This is a genomic window from Corynebacterium sp. ACRPJ (genome assembly GCF_022347345.1).
Lineage (GTDB): Bacteria > Actinomycetota > Actinomycetes > Mycobacteriales > Mycobacteriaceae > Corynebacterium > Corynebacterium tuberculostearicum_D.
In genome coordinates this window covers 12,505-31,332 of sequence record NZ_JAKRNC010000005.1, presented here as the reverse complement: position 1 = coordinate 31,332, position 18,828 = coordinate 12,505, and the positions used below count along the sequence as shown (strand labels likewise).

The 18,828-nt window shown below is 60.3% G+C and carries 17 protein-coding genes; 8 read left to right on the top strand and 9 right to left on the bottom strand.

What is annotated here, in order from left to right:
* Positions 1–4 precede the first annotated feature (4 nt).
* Together dcd and MHY08_RS04895 are read left to right on the top strand one after the other, a co-directional pair.
* Positions 5–568 carry a dCTP deaminase gene (dcd, locus tag MHY08_RS04900; RefSeq protein WP_005329405.1) on the top strand — a complete coding sequence of 188 codons (564 nt, stop codon included), beginning with the start codon at positions 5–7 and terminating at the stop codon, positions 566–568.
* Between the two features lie 42 nt (positions 569–610).
* On the top strand, positions 611–1,933 hold the full coding sequence (locus tag MHY08_RS04895) for a UDP-glucose/GDP-mannose dehydrogenase family protein (RefSeq protein ID WP_239235618.1): 1,323 nt from the start codon (positions 611–613) through the stop codon (positions 1,931–1,933).
* Positions 1,934–2,004: 71 nt separating this feature from the next.
* Here MHY08_RS04895 and MHY08_RS04890 read toward each other — a convergent pair whose 3' ends face one another.
* The 5 genes from MHY08_RS04890 to MHY08_RS04870 form a co-directional block, all read right to left on the bottom strand.
* The gene (locus MHY08_RS04890) at positions 2,005–3,168 is read right to left on the bottom strand and encodes a YibE/F family protein (protein WP_239235617.1); all 1,164 of its coding nucleotides are present in this window, start codon (positions 3,166–3,168) and stop codon (positions 2,005–2,007) included.
* Positions 3,169–3,312: 144 nt separating this feature from the next.
* Entirely contained in the window at positions 3,313–4,542 is a 1,230-nt protein-coding gene (locus MHY08_RS04885; RefSeq protein WP_179387070.1) for a pyridoxal phosphate-dependent aminotransferase, read from the bottom strand.
* A gap of 54 nt (positions 4,543–4,596) precedes the next feature.
* On the bottom strand, positions 4,597–5,238 hold the full coding sequence (locus tag MHY08_RS04880) for a DUF1707 domain-containing protein (RefSeq protein WP_239228441.1): 642 nt from the start codon (positions 5,236–5,238) through the stop codon (positions 4,597–4,599).
* 57 nt (positions 5,239–5,295) lie between these two features.
* Positions 5,296–6,573: a cation:proton antiporter gene (locus MHY08_RS04875; protein WP_239235616.1), complete on the bottom strand. Its 1,278-nt coding sequence runs from the start codon at positions 6,571–6,573 to the stop codon at positions 5,296–5,298.
* A 34-nt stretch (positions 6,574–6,607) separates the two neighbouring features.
* A complete protein-coding gene (locus tag MHY08_RS04870) occupies positions 6,608–9,412 on the bottom strand; it encodes a (Fe-S)-binding protein (protein ID WP_239235615.1) in 2,805 nt (934 codons plus the stop codon).
* A gap of 250 nt (positions 9,413–9,662) precedes the next feature.
* Between MHY08_RS04870 and MHY08_RS04865 the strand changes: the two genes are divergently transcribed.
* From MHY08_RS04865 to MHY08_RS04855, 3 genes are read left to right on the top strand one after another with little or no spacing between them, the layout of a single operon-like run.
* Positions 9,663–10,238 (top strand): DUF6230 family protein, encoded by a 576-nt coding sequence (locus tag MHY08_RS04865; protein ID WP_239235614.1) that lies wholly within the window; start codon positions 9,663–9,665, stop codon positions 10,236–10,238.
* Positions 10,228–10,692, top strand: a complete 465-nt coding sequence (locus MHY08_RS04860; RefSeq protein WP_239235612.1) for a DUF6114 domain-containing protein — start codon at positions 10,228–10,230, stop codon at positions 10,690–10,692. Before MHY08_RS04865 ends, MHY08_RS04860 begins: the two co-directional genes overlap by 11 nt.
* Positions 10,689–11,282 (top strand): hypothetical protein, encoded by a 594-nt coding sequence (locus MHY08_RS04855; RefSeq protein ID WP_239235609.1) that lies wholly within the window; start codon positions 10,689–10,691, stop codon positions 11,280–11,282. Before MHY08_RS04860 ends, MHY08_RS04855 begins: the two co-directional genes overlap by 4 nt.
* An 18-nt stretch (positions 11,283–11,300) precedes the next feature.
* On the opposite strand, the gene MHY08_RS04850 is transcribed toward MHY08_RS04855, so the two are convergent.
* The 3 genes from MHY08_RS04850 to MHY08_RS04840 all read right to left on the bottom strand — a co-directional run bounded on the left by MHY08_RS04850 (position 11,301) and on the right by MHY08_RS04840 (position 15,485).
* Entirely contained in the window at positions 11,301–13,238 is a 1,938-nt protein-coding gene (locus tag MHY08_RS04850) for an ABC transporter ATP-binding protein (RefSeq protein WP_301438114.1), read from the bottom strand.
* On the bottom strand, positions 13,238–14,980 hold the full coding sequence (locus MHY08_RS04845) for an ABC transporter ATP-binding protein (RefSeq protein WP_239235607.1): 1,743 nt from the start codon (positions 14,978–14,980) through the stop codon (positions 13,238–13,240). Before MHY08_RS04845 ends, MHY08_RS04850 begins: the two co-directional genes overlap by 1 nt.
* A gap of 85 nt (positions 14,981–15,065) precedes the next feature.
* A complete protein-coding gene (locus MHY08_RS04840) occupies positions 15,066–15,485 on the bottom strand; it encodes a methylenetetrahydrofolate--tRNA-(uracil-5-)-methyltransferase (RefSeq protein WP_239235606.1) in 420 nt (139 codons plus the stop codon).
* Between the two features lie 172 nt (positions 15,486–15,657).
* On the opposite strand from MHY08_RS04840, the gene MHY08_RS04835 reads away from it, so the two are divergent.
* Genes MHY08_RS04835 through MHY08_RS04825 form a run of 3 tightly spaced genes read left to right on the top strand, consistent with a single transcriptional unit; the run spans position 15,658 to position 18,625 of the window.
* On the top strand, positions 15,658–16,443 hold the full coding sequence (locus tag MHY08_RS04835; RefSeq protein WP_239235605.1) for a phosphoadenylyl-sulfate reductase: 786 nt from the start codon (positions 15,658–15,660) through the stop codon (positions 16,441–16,443).
* A complete protein-coding gene (cysD, locus tag MHY08_RS04830) occupies positions 16,443–17,342 on the top strand; it encodes a sulfate adenylyltransferase subunit CysD (protein WP_086588811.1) in 900 nt (299 codons plus the stop codon). The genes MHY08_RS04835 and cysD overlap by 1 nt, the downstream gene beginning before the upstream one ends.
* Positions 17,342–18,625 (top strand): sulfate adenylyltransferase subunit 1, encoded by a 1,284-nt coding sequence (locus MHY08_RS04825; protein WP_239235604.1) that lies wholly within the window; start codon positions 17,342–17,344, stop codon positions 18,623–18,625. Before cysD ends, MHY08_RS04825 begins: the two co-directional genes overlap by 1 nt.
* Here MHY08_RS04825 and MHY08_RS04820 read toward each other — a convergent pair.
* Positions 18,622–18,810 carry a hypothetical protein gene (locus MHY08_RS04820; RefSeq protein WP_239235603.1) on the bottom strand — a complete coding sequence of 63 codons (189 nt, stop codon included), beginning with the start codon at positions 18,808–18,810 and terminating at the stop codon, positions 18,622–18,624. The genes MHY08_RS04825 and MHY08_RS04820 overlap by 4 nt on opposite strands.
* Positions 18,811–18,828: the final 18 nt, after the last annotated feature.

Below are 18,828 nucleotides of genomic sequence, written 5' to 3'. Positions count from 1 at the left end.
GGCCGTGCTTCTTTCAGATCGTGATATCCGTGCCGCCATTGACGCCGAAGAACTGGGCATCGAGCCCTTCGACAGCGAACTTATCCAGCCCTCGTCCGTAGATGTGCGCCTGGATAAGTATTTCCGAGTCTTCAATAACTCGCGGTACACGCATATTGACCCCAAAGAGGAAATGCCGGACCTCACCACCTTGGTGGAGGTAGAAGAAGATCAGTCCTTCATCCTCCACCCAGGCGAGTTCGTGCTCGGTGCTACGTTGGAAAAATTCACCCTGCCGGCAGACTTGGCCGGTCGATTGGAGGGCAAGTCGTCCCTCGGCCGCCTGGGATTGTTGACCCACTCCACCGCGGGCTTTATTGATCCAGGTTTTTCCGGCCACATCACGCTCGAGCTTTCTAATACCGCCAACCTGCCTATCGCCCTGTGGCCGGGCATGAAGGTGGGTCAGCTGGCAATCTTCAAGATGACTTCACCAGCGGAAAGCCCATATGGCACCGGCTCGCTGGGCTCGAAGTACCAGGGGCAGCGCGGCCCGACGCCATCGAAGTCTTACCTGAATTTTCGATAGGCTTAAACCGGCATTCACATAGAGCCTCTAATATGGGGCTTTATGCGTATGACTGTAATCGGCACCGGATACTTGGGTGCAACCCATGCTGCCTGCATGGCCGAGCTCGGCCATGAAGTACTAGGCGTGGACGTAGATGACAATAAAATTTCCGCTCTTAGATCGGGCAAGGTTCCGTTCTATGAACCGGGCCTGCCGGAGGTTCTCGAGCGCAATATCGAGGCCGGCCGCCTCGACTTCAGCACGGACTATGAAGAAGCAGCCGCGTTCGGCAACCTGCACTTTTTGGGCGTAGGTACCCCGCAGCGCCGCGGTTCCTATGCGGCCGATATGACCTACGTGAAGGCCGTGATCACGGATCTGGTGCCCAAGCTCAAGGGCGATCACATCATCTTTGGTAAGTCCACCGTTCCGGTAGGAACCGCGGCGGAGCTCCAAGAGCTAGCCAATGAGCTTGCCCCAGAAGGCACCACCGTGGAAATCGCATGGAACCCGGAGTTCCTGCGTGAGGGGTATGCCGTCAAGGACACCATCACCCCAGACCGCATCGTTCTCGGTGTGCGCGAGGGCGAAAGCCGTGCCGAAGAGGTAGCGCGCGAGGTTTATGCTCAGCCGCTATCGCAGGACACCCCATTCATCGTGACGGATTGGCAGACCGCCGAGCTGGTCAAGGTCTCCGCTAATGCGTTCCTGGCCACCAAGATTTCCTTTATCAACGCCGTTTCTGAGATCTGCGAGATTGCAGGCGCGGACGTTACCGCTCTTGCCGACGCCATTGGGCTCGACGAGCGCATCGGCCGCAAGTTCCTTGGCGCCGGCCTCGGCTTTGGTGGCGGCTGCCTGCCCAAGGATATTCGCGCCTTCATGGCCCGTGCTGGCGAGCTTGGCGCCGACCAGGCGCTGACCTTCCTGCGTGAGGTGGATGCTATCAATATGCGCCGCCGTGACCGCGTGGTGGACCTTGCCAAGGAAGCCTTCAATGGCTCCCTGCTTGGCCACCGCGTGACCGTATTGGGCTGTGCGTTTAAGCCGAATTCCGATGACGTGCGCGATTCGCCTGCCCTTGCCGTTGCCGGTTCCCTGTCGCTGGCTGGCGCGGCAGTAACCGTCTATGACCCAGAAGGCATGGACAACGCGAAGAAGGTATTCCCCACCTTGGATTACGCCGCGGACACTGACGATGCCCTGCGTGAGGCTGAGCTAGTTATTCTGGCAACCGAGTGGAAGCAGTTCAAGGAATTGGATCCGCAGCAAGCGGGCCAGCTCGTGGACAATAAGCACATTATCGATGGCCGCAATGTGCTGCCTGTTGCAGACTGGCAACAGGCGGGCTGGAAGGTCGAAGCCTTGGGGCGCACCCTCTAGGTCCGCTACATCTGAGATACAAAGGCTGAGCAGCGTGATTATTGCGCTGCTCAGCCTTCTGCATAAGGGCCCTAAGCTTGTGCGCGCTGTGGCACTGTGAAAGCTGCAATGGCTGTAGTGATGGGAACCGCGAGGGTCAATGCTATCGCACCTACTCCGGAACGCAGCAGCTCCGTTGCGACGAGATCGCTGCTTAAAATCTGGCCTGCGGGGCGCTCCGCTGCGGTGATCAGCATGAGCAGTGGCAAGGTCGCACCGGTATAGGTCAGAATTAGCGTATAAACCATTGAGGCAATATGGTCGCGGCCCACCTTCATTGCGGAGAGGAAAAGCTGTGCAGGGCGGGCATCAGGGTCCGCTCCGTGGAGTTCGGTAATGGTGGATGCTTGGGCCACGGCGGCGTCGGCAAGGCTGCCCAAGGCACCGACCACAAAACCGCATAAGAGCACGCCCACGATGGACACGTTGGGCATATAAAGAAGTAGCTTCAGGTTGTCCTCGGAACTATAGCCTTGTAGCTGCGAACTATCGATAGCGGCCCACGCTAACGCTGCTGCAAGAATGAGAGCGATAAGGGAGCCGCCCACCGCCGATGCCGATTTCCAATTCAGTCCATGGACGAGAGGAACGGCGAACAGAATGATGGCGGAACAGGCAACAAGGGCGGACCAGAGGGGGTTATGGGCGTCGATAAGAGCGGGGACGAGGAACGCAAAGATCACGCCTAGGCTGAGCGTCAAGCCGATAAGGGCGCGCACGCCATGCCAGGCCGCAAAAGCGATAATGACGACGGCCACGATAACTGCCCACAGAGCTAGGCTTCTGGTGCGCTGATAATCAGCAAAAGCATAGGACGCAGCGCCGGAAGGGTCATCTGCTTTGGAAAGAACAATTTTGTCGCCCGGTTTAAGCTGCGGATCGCCGGCATTGCCGTAGGTGACCAATTGGGTCATGCGACCTTCGTCCTCGCCGGAGGTGATATTGACCAGGGCACGGTCGCACTGCACTTCCTCAGTCCCAGGAATAAGTGGCGGTGTATCGAAGGCCTGCCCAGTAAGTTCCGATTGGCAAGCCGAGTGGTCTGTCGTATCGACCGTGCCCTCGACCTGTGGGTGGTTGAGGGCATAGGTTTGCCGAAAATCGGTGGAGGTGTGCTCGGAGGCTGGACTCTGAGGCCACAGCAATGCCATGCCCGCAATGGTGGCAATAAGCGCTGTGACGAGCACACCGAGCAAAGTTAATCGCCATGGATGCTGAGTTATCGAAGCAGAGAGCCGACGCCATGAACTAGGGGTCGGCTGAGATTTAGGTCCCGCAGAATGTCTTCCCATGCACCATATTGTTATGGATTATCACTATCGTTAGCAACTGGTGGGAAACTACTGCTTGTAGCTCACTAGGAAGTTACCTAGGCGCTCAATGGCGTTTTCGATTTGGGATGCCCACGGCAGCGTCACCACGCGGAAGTGATCCGGGTTCGGCCAGTTAAAGCCGGTGCCTTGCACCATGAGGATCTTTTCTGCCTTCAAAATATCCAGCATGAGCTTGGCATCATCATGAATCTCATACACGTTCGGATCCAAGCGCGGGAAGAGGTAGAGCGAGCCCATGGGCTTTACCGCAGAAACGCCCGGAATCTCGTTGAGCTTTTCGTAGGCAATATTGCGCTGGCGCAAAAGGCGCCCGCCGGTACCGGTGAGCTCGTAGATGGACTGCCGGCCACCTAGCGCCACCTGGATAGCGTGCTGCGCCGGCACATTCGGGCACAGGCGCGTTCCGGCGAGAAGCTCCAATCCCTCGATGAAGCCACGGGCGTGGTGTTTAGGGCCGGTGAGCACCATCCAACCAGCGCGGTAGCCACACACGCGGTAGGCCTTGGACAAGCCATTAAATGTGATGGTGAGCAGGTCTGGGGCGAGCGAAGCAATGGAGATGTGCTGCGCGCCGTCGTAAAGAATGCGGTCATAGATCTCATCGGCCAAGATGAGCAGGTTATGCTCGCGGGCGATGTTGACAATCTTCTGCAAAACTTCGCGCGAGTAGACAGCACCCGTAGGGTTATTCGGGTTGATGACCACAATGGCCTTGGTCTTATCCGTGATCTTGGACTCGATGTCCTCGATCGATGGGTTCCAGTCGTCCTCCTCATCGCACAGGTAGTGCACTGGGGTGCCGCCTGCCAGGGAAGTAGCTGCCGTCCACAGTGGATAGTCCGGCGCCGGGATGAGAACCTCATCGCCATTATTGAGCAGCGCCTGGGTGGTCATGCTGATGAGCTCGGAGACGCCATTGCCCAAGAAGACATCGTTGATATCAAAGGGTGGGAAATCTTCAAGCTCGTAGCGGGTAACAATGGACCGACGAGCAGAAATGATTCCTTTGGAGGTGGAATAGCCCTGGGAAGTAGGCAGGGCAGCGATCATATCGCGCATGATGACATCGGGAGCCTCGAAGCCAAAGACGGCTGGGTTACCGGTGTTGAGTTTCAAGATGGTGTGCCCATCGAGCTCCATGCGTTCCGCTTCCGCAGAGACCTCGCCGCGAATGTCATACGCGACGCCTTTGAGCTTGTCGGACTGGTCAAAGATGCGGTGTTTCGGAGAAGTCATGGGAATATTGTGCCACGATCACAGCCACACAAAACGCTTTAACAGCGGCAATGACTATTTTTTATTCCACTCGCTGAACTTGCGCTTGGCCAGATCCATAGCCTGTCCGGTAATTTCGCCGGCTTGCATGCGGCGATCGGCCCACATCTTTTCTTCGATCATTTTTTGCTGTGCGCGCTCATGCGCCGTGAGCGCGCGAATCTCGCGCAATTGCTCTTTTTCAATTTGGCGCACGGATGGGGCGTGCCACGAGGAAGGGCCCACCTTGGCAACGTAGAGCAGAATCCACAGGATAGGGATGAGCGCGGCTGCTACCGCGCCTCCCAGCAAAAGCCATGGGCTGCTCAAGGTCGCGCTCATCACGATAAGCGTTGGGCTGGCAACGGCAAGCACCACCGAGCCGGAAAGTGCGGTCGCAAACTTTGGCTTCTTGCCCGCATTATGGGCGCGCGTGACCTCACCGCGGGAATAGACCTTGACCTCGTGGGAACCACGCGCCGGAATGTCTTGGAAGACGGGCACGAGGTCTTGGTGGGTGTGGGCGCGCATGACGTCGTCCGAGCGGTCTTCGAACTCCTCCATGGTTAACCGGCCTTCACCCACGGCGCGGGCGAGGTCATTGATGGCATCGTTGCGCTCGGAATCGGACAGGCGCATCGTCCGATTGATAGGGGAAGAACCAAAGCTATTACTCACGCTTCCCAGTCTAGGAAATTTCCTCCCTGCTAGGGGCGTGCTCTTAGCGAACGCTGCCTATAGGTCCTTGGTCTCAGCGGTAGAGTTCGCCTCGTCCTTCTTTTCGGGCTGCTTCTTGCCGCCCACCAGGCTGGCGAGGAATGGGAAGAGGGCGACAGTAAGTGCGCCGCCGGAGACAAAAATGGAGGCATTTTCGGGTTCCATAATCTTGGAGTTCACCGCCAAGGTGGTCACCGCCACGATGATCGGCAGACCGGTGGCGGAATACAAGCCCACTTGGAGGCGCTCGCGGATGGTTTCAATATCGGATCCGGTATGCGCTACATTTTCGCGCAGGAAGACCGGTAGACCACGCGTCACCAGAATGAGGGCTGGAATGCCCAGCACCTTCCACGGATTATTGGCAATGGTATCCCAGCTAATGCTCATGCCGGAGACCACAAAGAAGACCGGGATAAGCATCGAATAAAACACCACATCGAGGCGGTGTTCAAGGCGGCGGTGGAATTCATCCGGGATGATGCGGTTCAAAATAATGCCAGCGGCAAAGGCGCCGAGCACGATATCGAGTTCAAAGACTGCCGTAACCGCCATGAGGATGGCCAGAATCAGGATGATAAGACGCAAGATCGTCTGGTTGGTGGAGCCCGCACCGGAGATAAAGGCGGTCTTCACCCAGGGGATGGTCGAGGCGATGGCCGCTGGCATGATGGCAACGGCTACAGCGATGGTGATGAAGAACAACAAAATGATCATCGTCGTCAGCGTGGAACGAGTACCCAGCAACAGCGCCATAGCGGTAATGGGGGCCACCTCACCAATGGCACCGTGAATCATCACGGAGTTGCCCACCTTCGTGCCCAGAATGCGGTCCTGTTTCAACATCGGTGTGAGCGTGCCCAGCGCCGTTGATGTCAGCGCCAAGGCGACGACGATGGCACCGGGCACGTTATCCACCAAGAAGTAGGCGCCCACGCCACAGGCGAGGGCACAGATAATCCAGGTAGATAGTGCCGTTCCGGCTTCTTTGGTTTTGAGGGTAGAGATTTGAATCTCAAAGCCCGCGAGGAGGAACAGCGCGCCCACGCCGAGCTCCTTGAGCATTGCGATGCCTTCGTCCTCGGCCGCGAGGTCGAGTACGGAAGGACTAATAATCATGCCGAAAATCAGCAAGAGGGCCACCGACGGCAGGCGGTAGCCCAACATATAAGAGACCAGCGGCGCGAGTAGAGCCGCGGCCATAATCCAGGCGAAAGAGACGAGGGAATTTGTATTTTCAGTTGCGCCTGCCGCCAGCAGCAGGGCATCGGTGGCGAGTCCCGCATTAAAATGCATGGACTACAGCGTACGCACCAATGCCCCTGCGTGCCTACTCAGATTCAGGTGGCTTGGGCACGCTTTCCGACGCCGGTGGTGCCGGAGCCGCCGGCGGTGCTGGCGGGGTCGGTGCGGCTGGCGGCTCAGCCTTTGGCGGCGTGGGCGCAGCAGGGGCCTCTGGCGGTTTTGGTGCTGCGGGCGGCGTCGGCGCTGCCGGAGCTGCTGGCGCCGCTGGCGCTCCAGGTGCGCTAGGCGGGGTCGGCGCGGCTGGTGCCTTGGGTGCAGGTGCTGCTGGAGCACTAGGTGGGGTAGGTGCGCTCGGTGCCGCTGGAGCAGCTGGTGCCGCTGGTGCTTGGGGAGCTTGTGGCGCAGCTGGTGCGGCCGGTGCCGGAGGCGTTGCAGGTGCGCTAGGCGGTGTTGGAGCTGCTGGTGCCTTGGGTGCAGGTGCTGCTGGAGCACTAGGTGGGGTAGGTGCGCTCGGTGCCGCTGGAGCAGCTGGTGCTGCCGGTGCTTGGGGAGCTTGTGGCGCAGCTGGTGCGGCCGGTGCCGGAGGCGTTGCAGGTGCGCTAGGCGGTGTTGGAGCTGCTGGTGCCTTGGGCGCAGGTGCTGCTGGGGCACTTGGCGGGGTAGGAGCGCTCGGTGCTGCGGGCGCGGCCGGCGCTGCAGGAGCGGAGGGGGCTGGTGCTGGTGCCGATGCGGCAGGGGTGTGGGTGGTGTTTGGGGTGGTAGAAGTGGGGGCGTCGGCAAGCGGGGCGTCATTGGTGCCCGCGGACTTCTGGTTGCGTACCGGGGTAGCAAGGAACGCCTTGGGGTGGGGCTCAGGCAGGGTGCCGGACTCGTCGAGGGAAATGGAATTGCGCAGCATCACTGCCACGTCATTGACCTTCGTGGTGGGAGCGGAATCCTGAGCCAAGGACTTCACACCGCCGGTCATCATGACATTGCAGAAGGGGCAGCCGGTGGCGATTTCTTCCGCGCCGGTCTCTAGAGCCTGCTCGGTGCGGAAGTCATTGATGCGGGTGCCGAGCTTTTCCTCCATGAACATGCGGGCGCCGCCGGCGCCACAGCAGAAGGCCTCGTCGCGGTTCTTGTCCATCTCGCGCAGCTCCACGCCGGTGGCCTCGAGCAGCTCGCGTGGAGGATCGAAGACCTTATTGTGGCGGCCGAGGAAGCAAGGATCGTGGTAGGTAATGGGCTTGCGGTTTTCCGGCGTGCGTGGCACTGGCTTGAGCAAGCCTTCGCGCACCAGCCGGTTGAGCAACTGGGTGTGGTGGAAGACGTCGAAGTGCCCGTCAAAGTCCGGGTACTCATTGCGGATGGTGTTAAAGCAGTGCGGGCAGGTGGTGATGATCTTGCGCTGGCCCTCCGGCACGCCGTCAAAGGCGTTGTTGAGGGTTTCAACGTTTTGCTGCGCCATCATCTGGAAAAGGAACTCGTTGCCGGCGCGGCGGGCAGGATCACCCGTACAGGTCTCACCCGTGGAGAGCACGCCAAACTTTACGCCTGCGGTATGCAGCAGGTCTACTACGGCACGAGTGGTGCGGCGGCCATCGTCATCATAAGCGCCAGCACAGCCCACCCAGAGCAGGTATTCCATATCGGAGAAATCGGCCTCGTCCTCACCGATGATGGGGACATCGATGCCATCGGCGCGGGCCTCATCGATCCAGGCGCGGCGCTCAGAATTATTCCGGCCCCATGGATTGCCCTTGTTTTCCATATTCTTAAACAAGCCGGTGAGCTCGGAAGGGAAGTCCGATTCTGCGAGCACCTTGAAGCGGCGCAGGTCCGCAATGTGGTCGATGTGTTCAATATCGGTTGGGCACTGATCCACGCAGGCACCGCAGTTAGTACAAGACCACAGCACGTCATCGTCGATGACGCCGGCCATGGACAGCACATCCAGGCCTTCGTGCGGGTTGTAATTATCCAGTGCGCCCTGACGCAGATCCATCATGACCTTTTTGGGGCTCAGAGGCTTTTCGGTATTCCACGCCGGGCATAGTTCTTGGCAGCGGCCGCACTCGGTACACGAGGTGGAATCCAGCAGCATCTTCCAGCTACCTGGGGTGATGTCTTCCTCCAAGTCCGGGGTGGGCAGGGATTGTAGGGCCTTTTCACCGGTGGCGTTGCGCTGGAAGAAGATATTGAAAAAGCTGGTGAAGCGGTGCCACATCACGCCCCATTGGAAATTGCGGGAAATGAAGACGATAAACAGCATGCCGGACAGCAGCTTGAACAAGGCGAAGAAGCTCACCAATGCCGGGGATTCGGGGAAGAGCTTGGCCAAGTGGATGCTCAAGAAATCCGCCCAGGCGGAACCGCCGCCGTAGGTGGCGATCTTGGTGGATTTCACCAAGATCATGCCGAGTCCCTCAGAAAAGACAATGAACTCTACCCAGCGTGCTGAGGCGGTCTGAGAATTGAAGAAGCGGCTGCCCCGCTCAGTATCGCCGAGTTTGAAGCGCACGCCGATAAGGAAGCCAATACCTAGGACCGTCGCGATGCCCAAAACTTCCTCGACGAAGTGGTAAACCGGCCAGTGGCTGAGCCACGGCCAGCCCTTATCCGGCGCGAAGGTTTGGATATAGGCCTCAAACCACACCAAAATGCCAAAGAGGAAGCCCACCATTACCAGCCAGTGGGCGGCATTGACCAGCGGTTTACCCTTGAAGTGGGAGTGGCCAAAGACCTCTGCAATAACGCGCCATAAACGCTTGCCTATATTATCGGTGCGCTTGAGCTGGTTAGGTCCGCCGGAGCGGATGAACTTAAAGAGGGCCCATACGCGGGTGAAAAAGTACAGCCACACCGGAATCGATGCAGCTATAGCGATCCAACCGAACACGGTGGTCATGCGTGCTCCTTTATTACTGATGCTCCACGTTGTTATCTACCTTAAAGCCTCGGGGCAAAAATCCCAGAGTCTGCATTCAGTGCGGTGCCGCGGCGGGGTGGACTGTACACTGTCAAGATGAGAAACTCGGCCGTCACATTCTTTTGAACGTGCTGTACACGGCGGCAGAGTAAAGCCAGTGCCGGTGCCTGCAGCGTGGCCTAACCTGGCAAGAAGAGAGCCTAAACCGCCGTAGAAAGGGCAAACCGCCATGGGCAAAACGAATATCACCAAGGCCGCGGTGGCCTTGACCGCAGGCCTTGCCGCCTTTGGCGTTACCGGATTCGCCGTGGCGCAAGGCGGCTTGACTGCCAACCTGGCGCTTTCGGGTAGCTTCTTCAAAATCACGATGGGGCATCTAGATGGCGAGGGCTTTTCGCTGTTTGTCGATGATGATCAAAAGGGCGATGAACACCTTCCCGTCGCGCGTATCAAACTGGACCATGCCAAGGTCTCAGACCTTTGTCTTTCGGTGACCGTCCCCAAGGTTCCCGGCGTGGGTGAGGCGACGCTCGCGCTCAAGGCGGAAGGCGAGGGCAGTGCGGAAGCCGATAGCCTCCTGGTAGGCACTACCGACGTGGACGGTTCGTTAGTAATGCAAGACGTCAACGTGGGCATTGATGCAAACCAGCTGAGCGATACCGCCGATCCCGGTGCGTGGGGCCTGTACTCGAAGCAGGTCTCCCTCAAAGCGGATGATGTGAAGGCCACCTCCGTGGGCGCGCAACGCCTTTCCGCCAAGAATGTGGGAGTAACGGTGCGGAAGGGCTCCGAAAATGGCTGCTGAGCCTACAGCGGAAGAAACCCGGTCCCTTCCAGCAGCAGAGGCATCGGGCGAAGAATCTAAGCCTGACGTGTGGCAGCGCTTTCGCCGCTGGCGTTCTGGCCGGCCCTTTTTTCCGGGGTTGTTGCTCATCCTTTCCGGAATTATTATCGCCGCGCCGGCCTATATCACCATCCGCATCTCTGACCTTTTGGTCATGATTTCCACCATCTCTGGCGTATCTACGCTGCTTATCGGAGTCTTGCTAGCCATGTTCGGCCTTGGCGCGTGGTTCCAGCCAGCAACCTCGAATTATGTCGGTGTGCTAGGCATCATCGTGGCCATTATTGCCTTGCCGACGTCCAATTTGGGCGGCTTCGTCATCGGCTCCCTGCTCGGCATTATTGGCGGGGCCTTTACCTTTGCGTGGCAGCCAGGGGAGAAGAAGCGCCGTACGAAGGAAGCAGCGGATCAATGATGAGGGCGTTGCCTCGAGCGGCGCGCGGCTGCCTAATTGTGCTGGCTTGTGCGCTGGTGGTTGCTGGTGCCAGCGGCTCAGAGCGGGTTAATGCGCAAGACGCTCCAGCGGCTCCGTACTTCAGTACCGTCTTCGCGGATACGGTGACGTTGAGAAAGAATGTCACTGTGTCGTTGGGTACCTTTCCCACCGCCACTGGCGATGTGCGGGTATTGGAGCTAAAAGGCGACAACCTCGACATCGAAAACCTTGGGATCACGCTGCCTGGCCGCTACGGCGATGGCATGTTGACTACGGGAGGGGATACCACCGAGGTACGCGGCGGACCGGTGACCATTATGGCTACCGAGCTCACAGCCACCCCGGCGGTGGGGCAGGTTTCTGCTCCCCGGGCGGATATCGATTTAAGCCGCGACGATATCAATGCCGTGTTGGATAAACTTGGTGTTCCAGAGCCGCACCCCGTCCCCGATGCGGAGGTGCCCGATGCAATCATGGAGCATCTCGAGCTGCGCGATGTCACCCTTGAGCTGGTGAACCTCAAGGGTGCTCACTTCAACGCGCCGACCGTGACGGTAGGGCTGGACTAGCTCACTGCCGGCGAAGACCTATCCTTGAGCGAACTGGGATTGATGCAGGCGCCAGTATGCGCCTTGGGCCGCAAGGAGATCGTCGTGCGAGCCTTGTTCCACGATGGTGCCGTTTTCCATGACGAGGATGAGGTCAGCATCGCGAATGGTGGACAAGCGGTGGGCAATGACGAAGGAGGTGCGGTCGGCGCGCAGCGCGTTCATCGCCTCTTGGACGAGGACCTCGGTACGGGTATCGACCGAAGAGGTGGCCTCATCGAGGATGAGCAACGCGGGCTGGGCCAAGAACGCGCGGGCGATGGTGATGAGCTGGCGCTCGCCGGCGGAGATTGCGCCGCCGTCTTGGTCGATGATGGTGTCGTAGCCATCGGGCAGCGCGTGAACGAAGCGGTCCACATAGGTTGCCTTTGCCGCAGCGATGACCTCTTCGTCCGTCGCGTCCAAGCGGCCGTAGCGGATATTCTCCATGATCGAGCCCTTAAAGAGCACGGCGTCCTGGAGCACCATGCCCACCTGGGAACGCAGGGTATGGCGCGGCATGCGGGCGATATCGTGCCCATCAATGAGAATCTGACCGCCATCGAGCTCATAGAAGCGCATGAGCAGGTTGACCAGGGTGGTCTTGCCGGCACCGGTGGGGCCGACAATGGCCGCGGTTTGGCCGGGCTCCACGCGCAGGTTGAGACCGGTGATGAGCTCCTTATCCTCCGCGTAGGAGAAGTCAACGTCCTGGAACTCCACGAGTCCTTGGGCGCGGCCGGGAAGGTCCTCGTCGGTGGTGTCGGGGGCTTGCTCTTCGGCGTCGAGAAGCTCAAAGACGCGCTCGGCCGAGGCCACGCCGGATTGCACCTGCTGCATCATGCCGCCGAGCTGGCCTAACGGCTGGTTGAACTCGCGGGAGTACTGGATAAATGCAGTGGCAGCGCCCAGAGTCATGTGGCCATTGGCCACGCGCAGACCACCCAGGACCGCAATGGCCACATAAGACAGGTAGGACAGGAACTGCATGATGGGCATCATGATGCCGGACAGGAACTGAGCCTTAGCTGCGGAGCGGTAGAGCTCCTCGTTGCGCTTGTCGAATTCCTCCGTCATGGCCTCGGTACGGCCGAAGACGATGGCTAGGTCGTGGCCGGAGAAGGATTCTTCTACCTGGCCGTTGAGCTGACCGGTGGAGCGCCATTGAGTTTTGAATTGGCGCTGCGAGCGGGTGCCGATGACGCCGATAACTAGACCGGTAAGCGGCAGGGACAGCAGGGCGATGAGAGCGAGTTGCCAGGAGACGCTGAACATCATGATGGTGATGCCAATGACCAGCAACGCGTCATAAAACAGCTGCGATAGCGCCTGCTGCAGGGCCTGTTGCACGTTGTCGATGTCATTGGTGGTGCGCGAGAGGATATCGCCGCGCTGCTGCGAATCAAAGTAGTTCAGCGGCAGCGAGTTCACCTTCGCCTGCACACGCTCGCGCAGGTCAAACACGATATCCATGCTTAACTTGTTGAGGATGGCTCCCTGCCACCACTGGAAACCTGAGGAGACGATATACATCGCGATTACGGTGATGATGAGCGTGCCCAGGTGGTTAAAATCGATGCCTTCACCGGGGACGAAGTCCATTGCGGAAGCCATATCCGCAAAGCGGTCCTGGCCCCCAGCGCGCATGCCCGCAATGGCTTGCTCGGCGGAAATATTAGAGGGCAGGTTGCGCGAAATGACGCCGGCAAAGATGACGTCCATGGCTTTGCCCATGATCTTCGGGGCTACCACGGCTAAGAAGATGCAGACGATATTCATCGCCGCGACAGCCCAAAGACTGCGCTTGAAGGGAGCAAGCAGGGAGAAAAGGCGTTTGGTGGAGGGCCAGAAATTCTTGGCTTGGCGGGGTGCGGAGCCGTCCATGGGATCAAGGCCGGCGTCCGTGGACTCGGTGGTAGAGGTGGTGTTTTCAGCCATTAGTTTTCGCCTCCTGCAACACCGGCGGTTTCTTGGGAATCAACGATTTCTTGGTAGACCGCGCAGCGGCCAAGGAGCTCCTCGTGCGTGCCGCGGTCAACAATGCGGCCGGCATCCAGCACCAGAATCTGGTCGGCATCGCGGATTGACGCCACGCGCTGGGCGACGATAATGCTGGTCACCGGCTGCTCGCGCTCGGCAAAGGAGGCGTGCATTGCGGCGCGCACCTTGGCATCGGTGGCCACGTCCAGCGCGGAGAAGGAATCATCGAAGAGATAGATCAGCGGGCGGGCAACAAGCATGCGCGCGATGGACAGGCGCTGGCGCTGGCCACCGGAGACATTCGTGCCGCCCTGTGCGATGGGCATGTCTAGGTCTTCTACGAAGTCCGCCTGAGCCACGCGCAGCGCCTCCCAGAGCTCGTCATCGGTGGCTTCGGGGCGGCCCAAGCGCAGGTTGGAGGCCACAGTGCCGCTAAATAGGTAAGCCTTCTGCGGGACGAGGGAGACGCGCTGGACGATGTCCTGGCGGGCCAGGGAGGTGGTAGGGGTGGCGTCGATAAGCACCTGGCCTTCCGTCGGCACGTACAGGCGTGGGATGAGGGAAACCAGGGTGGTCTTGCCCGAGCCCGTCGAACCGATGATGGCGGTGGTGGTGCCGGGCTGAGCGGTAAAAGAAATGTCTTCTAGCACCGGCGCATCCGCACCGGCATAAGAAAAGCCCACGTTGCGAAATTCCACCGTGCCCGCGCAGGTCTCCGGAGAGGTGGTGGAGCTGGGTGGGGTAATGGAGGGCTCGTGCTGGAGCACCTCGGTGATGCGGCGGGCACAGATGATGGCGCGCGGCAGCATCATCGCCATGAAGGTACCCATCATGACCGCCGCCAGAATCTGCAGCAGGTACTGCAGGAATGCGGTGAGCGAGCCGACGTTGACCAAGCCCTCATCTACGCGGTGGCCGCCGAACCACAGGACCGCGCCGGTGGCCACGTTGAGGATCACCGTAATGAGCGGGAACATCACCACGAATAGCCGGCCGATGTTCAAGGACAGGCGGGTGATGTTTTTATTTTCCTCGGTAAAGCGCTCGGACTCATAGGCCTCGCGCACGAAGGCACGCACCACGCGGATGCCGGTGATCTGCTCGCGCAGGGTGCCATTGATGGAATCCAGCTTGTCCTGCATGGATCGAAAGAGCGGCATGAGGCGGGAAATGATAATGGAGATGGTGCCGAGCAACACCGCTACAGATACCCACACCAGCCAGGACATTCCGGCGTCTTCGCGCACGGCCATGATGATGCCGCCGATGGACATGATGGGTGCGGTCACCATGAAGTTCAGCATCATCATGTAGACCATTTGCACCTGCTGGACGTCATTGGTGCCGCGGGTAATAAGCGTAGGTGTGCCAAAACGGCTCATGTCCTCAGTGGACAGGGAATTAACGTGGCGGAAGACCTCGCCGCGTAGATCTCGGCCGACGCCCATAGCGGTGCGGCTGCCGCACCATACCGCGCCGATGGCGGTGATGACTTGGGCAAAGGCTACGGCCAGCATGATGCCGCCGGTGCGCCAGATGAAGTCCACATCGCCCTGAGACACACCTTCATCGATGATCTTGGCATTAAGCGATGGAAGGTACAGCGTGGCGGCCGTAGATAAGGCCTGCAATACGAGTACCGCGATGAAATACGGCGTATATGGCGCCGACCGTGTAACGAGAATGCGAACCAGGTCCATGGACTCGCGCCCCTTTCCTTGCCGTGGCTGGGTAGCCGTGCAAGTTTATACCGGTGGTGGGTGGGGCGCTAGTCGGTAATTGCTGCTAAATCCCCACGTGAGCCAGCTGCGCGCGGGTGATGACGCTGCGCCAGTCTTCAAAATCCTGCAGTGGGGCGCATAGGCCTTCCCACGTGGTGACGGCCACGCCGCGGGCCTTGAGTTCCAATACGAGTAGCTCGCGGTCGCCAGAGTCGGCCAGGCGGTGGATTTCGTTATGCGTGATATCGCCGTCGGGGCCTACCCGCACGTTGCCGATAAGGCGCAAGCGGGGAGTGGTGCCGGGGCCGCAGTGGGATCCTGAGACGGCGTCGGAAAGCACTCCTGCGAGGCCAGCAAAGCGTCGAAGTAGACCGAATGGTGCGGTGCATTGGGTAATGAGGTCCACACACATGCCAGCGCTGATAAGCTTCTCGGCGGTGGATAGGGCTGCCGGGCCCTCCCCGATGATGGCTATACGCTGCATGAAAGTGCCTCCTTGTGCTGGGCGCGGACGCCCGCAATAGACTGTCTTGTCTGTAAATCTAGTCCGCTTGGTACGGATTGGAAACTTTTTATTCGCACCTCCCGCCAAGCTCAGCGGCTTTTCGCCTAGAATCCGCTGCGCCGCCTCGGGGTTTTGCCTAATGTGTGACGGCATGAACCCAACGACGAACCTGCTGGACGGTGGCAAGAACTACCGCGACCCCAGCATCTCCCCGGAAGGCACGCGCGATACCGCGCCGCTGGACGCCGAGGTAGCCGCGCGCAACCAGCACTTGGTGGACCAGTGGGCGGATAAGCTTTACGACGCCTCAGCGGAAACCATTACCGAATGGGCCGCCGAGCACGCACCCGGCCGCCTGGCCGTGACCATGTCCATGGAAAATACGGTCCTGGCCGAGCTCGCCCACCGCGCCGGGCTCGATGCAGACCTGCTGTTCATCGATACTGGCTGGCACTTCCAGGAAACACTGCAGGTAGCCGACGAGGTAGAAAAGCGCTACCCGGACCTGCCCCTAGTGCGGGTGCTGCCTCTGCTCAGCCCAGAGGAACAAGACGAGGTGTACGGCCCGCGCCTCTACGCCCGCGATACCGCGGCCTATAACCGCATGCGCAAGGTCGAGCCGCTGAACATGGCCATGGACCCTTATGCCGGCTGGGTTACCGGCTTGCGCCGCGCCGATTCCGAGCACCGCGCCACCGCCCCGGCGCTGAGCCTCGACCGCACCGGCCGATTGAAGATCTCGCCCATCATTACCTGGGATCTCGACGATACGGACCGCTATATCGAGGACAACGACCTCATCATCCACCCACTCACCCTGCAGGGATACCGCTCCATCGGCTGCGCCCCGCTGACCTTTCCGGTTGGTGAAGGCGAAGATGCCCGGTCCGGGCGCGTATTTGCAGACGGCAAGACAGAATGCGGGTTACACGAATAATGAGCACACTTTCTCCACATTTAAAAGATCTAGAAAACGAGTCCATCCACATCCTGCGCGAGGTGGCCGGGCAGTTCGACAAGGTAGGCATCCTCTTTTCCGGCGGCAAGGACTCCGTCGTTGTCTTCGAGCTAGCCCGCCGCGCCTTCGCCCCGGCCACGGTGCCGTTTGAGCTGCTCCACGTCGATACCGGCCACAACTTCCCCGAGGTCATCGATTTCCGCGACCGCCTCGTGGAAGAATCCGGTGCTCGCCTGCACGTCGCCCGCGTCCAGGACTGGATTGACCGCGGCGACCTCCAGGAGCGTCCCGATGGTACCCGCAACCCGCTGCAGTCCGTGCCGCTGGTAGAGACCATCGCCGAGCGCGAGTATGACGCCGTATGCGGTGGCGCTCGCCGCGATGAGGAGCGCGCCCGCGCCAAGGAGCGCATCTTCTCCATCCGCGATTCCTTCGGCGGGTGGGATCCCCGCCGCCAGCGCCCTGAGCTCTGGGACCTGTACAACGGCGGTAAGATGGCCGGCGAAAACGTCCGCGTCTTCCCCATCTCCAACTGGACCGAGTCCGATATTTGGGAATACATCGGCGCCCGCGAACTGGAGCTGCCCTCCATCTACTACTCCCACGAGCGCGAGGTATTCAAGCGTAATGGCATGTGGCTAGCTCCTGGCGAATGGGGCGGCCCGGCCGAAGGCGAGGAGCTGGAAACCCGCACCGTGCGCTACCGCACCGTGGGTGATATGTCCTGCACCGGCGCCGTGGAATCTACCGCATCGACCCCGGACGAGGTACTCGCGGAGATCTCCATTTCCACCCTTTCCGAGCGCGGCGCCACCCGCGCCGATGACAAACTTTCCGAGTCCGCCATGGAGGACCGCAAGAAGGAAGGCTACTTCTGATGACCACGACACTCACGCCGAATGTCGGCGCCCTCAAGCAGCGCGATACCCTGCGCCTGTGCACCGCCGGCTCCGTTGATGACGGCAAGTCCACCTTCGTCGGCCGCCTGCTCTATGACACTAAGTCTGTGCTCGCGGACCAGGTCGAGTCCATGGAGCGCACCTCCACCGACCGCGGCTTCGATGGCATGGACCTTTCCCTGCTTGTTGACGGCCTGCGTGCCGAGCGCGAGCAGGGCATCACCATCGACGTGGCCTACCGCTACTTCGCTACGGATAAGCGCACCTTCATCCTCGCCGATACCCCCGGCCACGTGCAGTACACCCGCAATACGGTCACTGGCATGTCCACCTCCCAGGTGGTGGTGCTTCTTATCGACGCCCGCCATGGCGTTGTCGAACAAACCCGCCGCCACCTCAATGTCGCCGCCCTCCTCGGCGTGCGCCACGTGGTCCTTGCGGTGAACAAGATCGACCTAGTGGACTACGACGAGCAGGTCTTCCGCGATATCGAGTCCGAGTTCAACCAGATCGCCGCGCGCCTGGGTATCACCGATACCACCGTGGTGCCGATTTCCGCCCTCAAGGGCGATAACGTGGTCGAGCGCTCCACCACTATGCCGTGGTACACCGGCCCGACCGTCCTCGAGGTTCTCGAGACCGTCCCCGTGGCCACCGGCCGCGCCGATGAGCTGGACTTCCGTTTCCCCATCCAGTACGTCATCCGCGAGCACGCCTCCGATTACCGCGGCTACGCCGGCCGTGTGAAGGCGGGTTCCATCTCCGTGGGCGACGAGGTCCGCCTCCCTGAAGGCCGTACCAGCACCATTACCCAGATTGACACTGCTGACGGTCCGGCCGACACCGCCGCCACCGGCGACTCCGTGACGCTCCTGCTTGCCGACGACGTCGATCTCGCCCGCGGCGATCTCCTCGCCGGCCCCCAGCGCCCCGCGGCCACTCGCGAATTCGACGCCACCGTTGTCGGCCTGACCGAAAAGGACGTTAAGCCCGGCCAGATGCTCAAGCTGCGCTACGGCTCTTCCCTGGTTAAGGCCCGCGTCGCCGCCGTCACCCGCACCCTGGATCTCGATGGCGTTTCTGATGTCGAGGACCCCGAGTCCGTCGCCATGAACGACATCGCCCACATCACCATCCAGACCCAAGCCGAGCTCCCCGTCGAGGACTATGCCGCCCGCGGCGCGGTGGGCAACTTCCTGCTCATCGACCAGTCTTCCGGCAACACCCTCGCCGCCGGTTTCGTAGGCCACCGCCTGCGCTAATCATCCTGTGCGCCGCTGCTGCTTCTCTCACCGTGCATCATTATGATGCCCGTGATGCCGAGCAGCAGCGGCGTGGAGATGCCGAACACCGTAGGCCCTACTACGGTCAAGTTCACGATCAGCAGGACAACCGCCGCCACCAGCGCGAAAGCCCCGAACTTCTGCTGAAACGTCTTCTCGCTCATTCCTATCTCTCCTTCGGT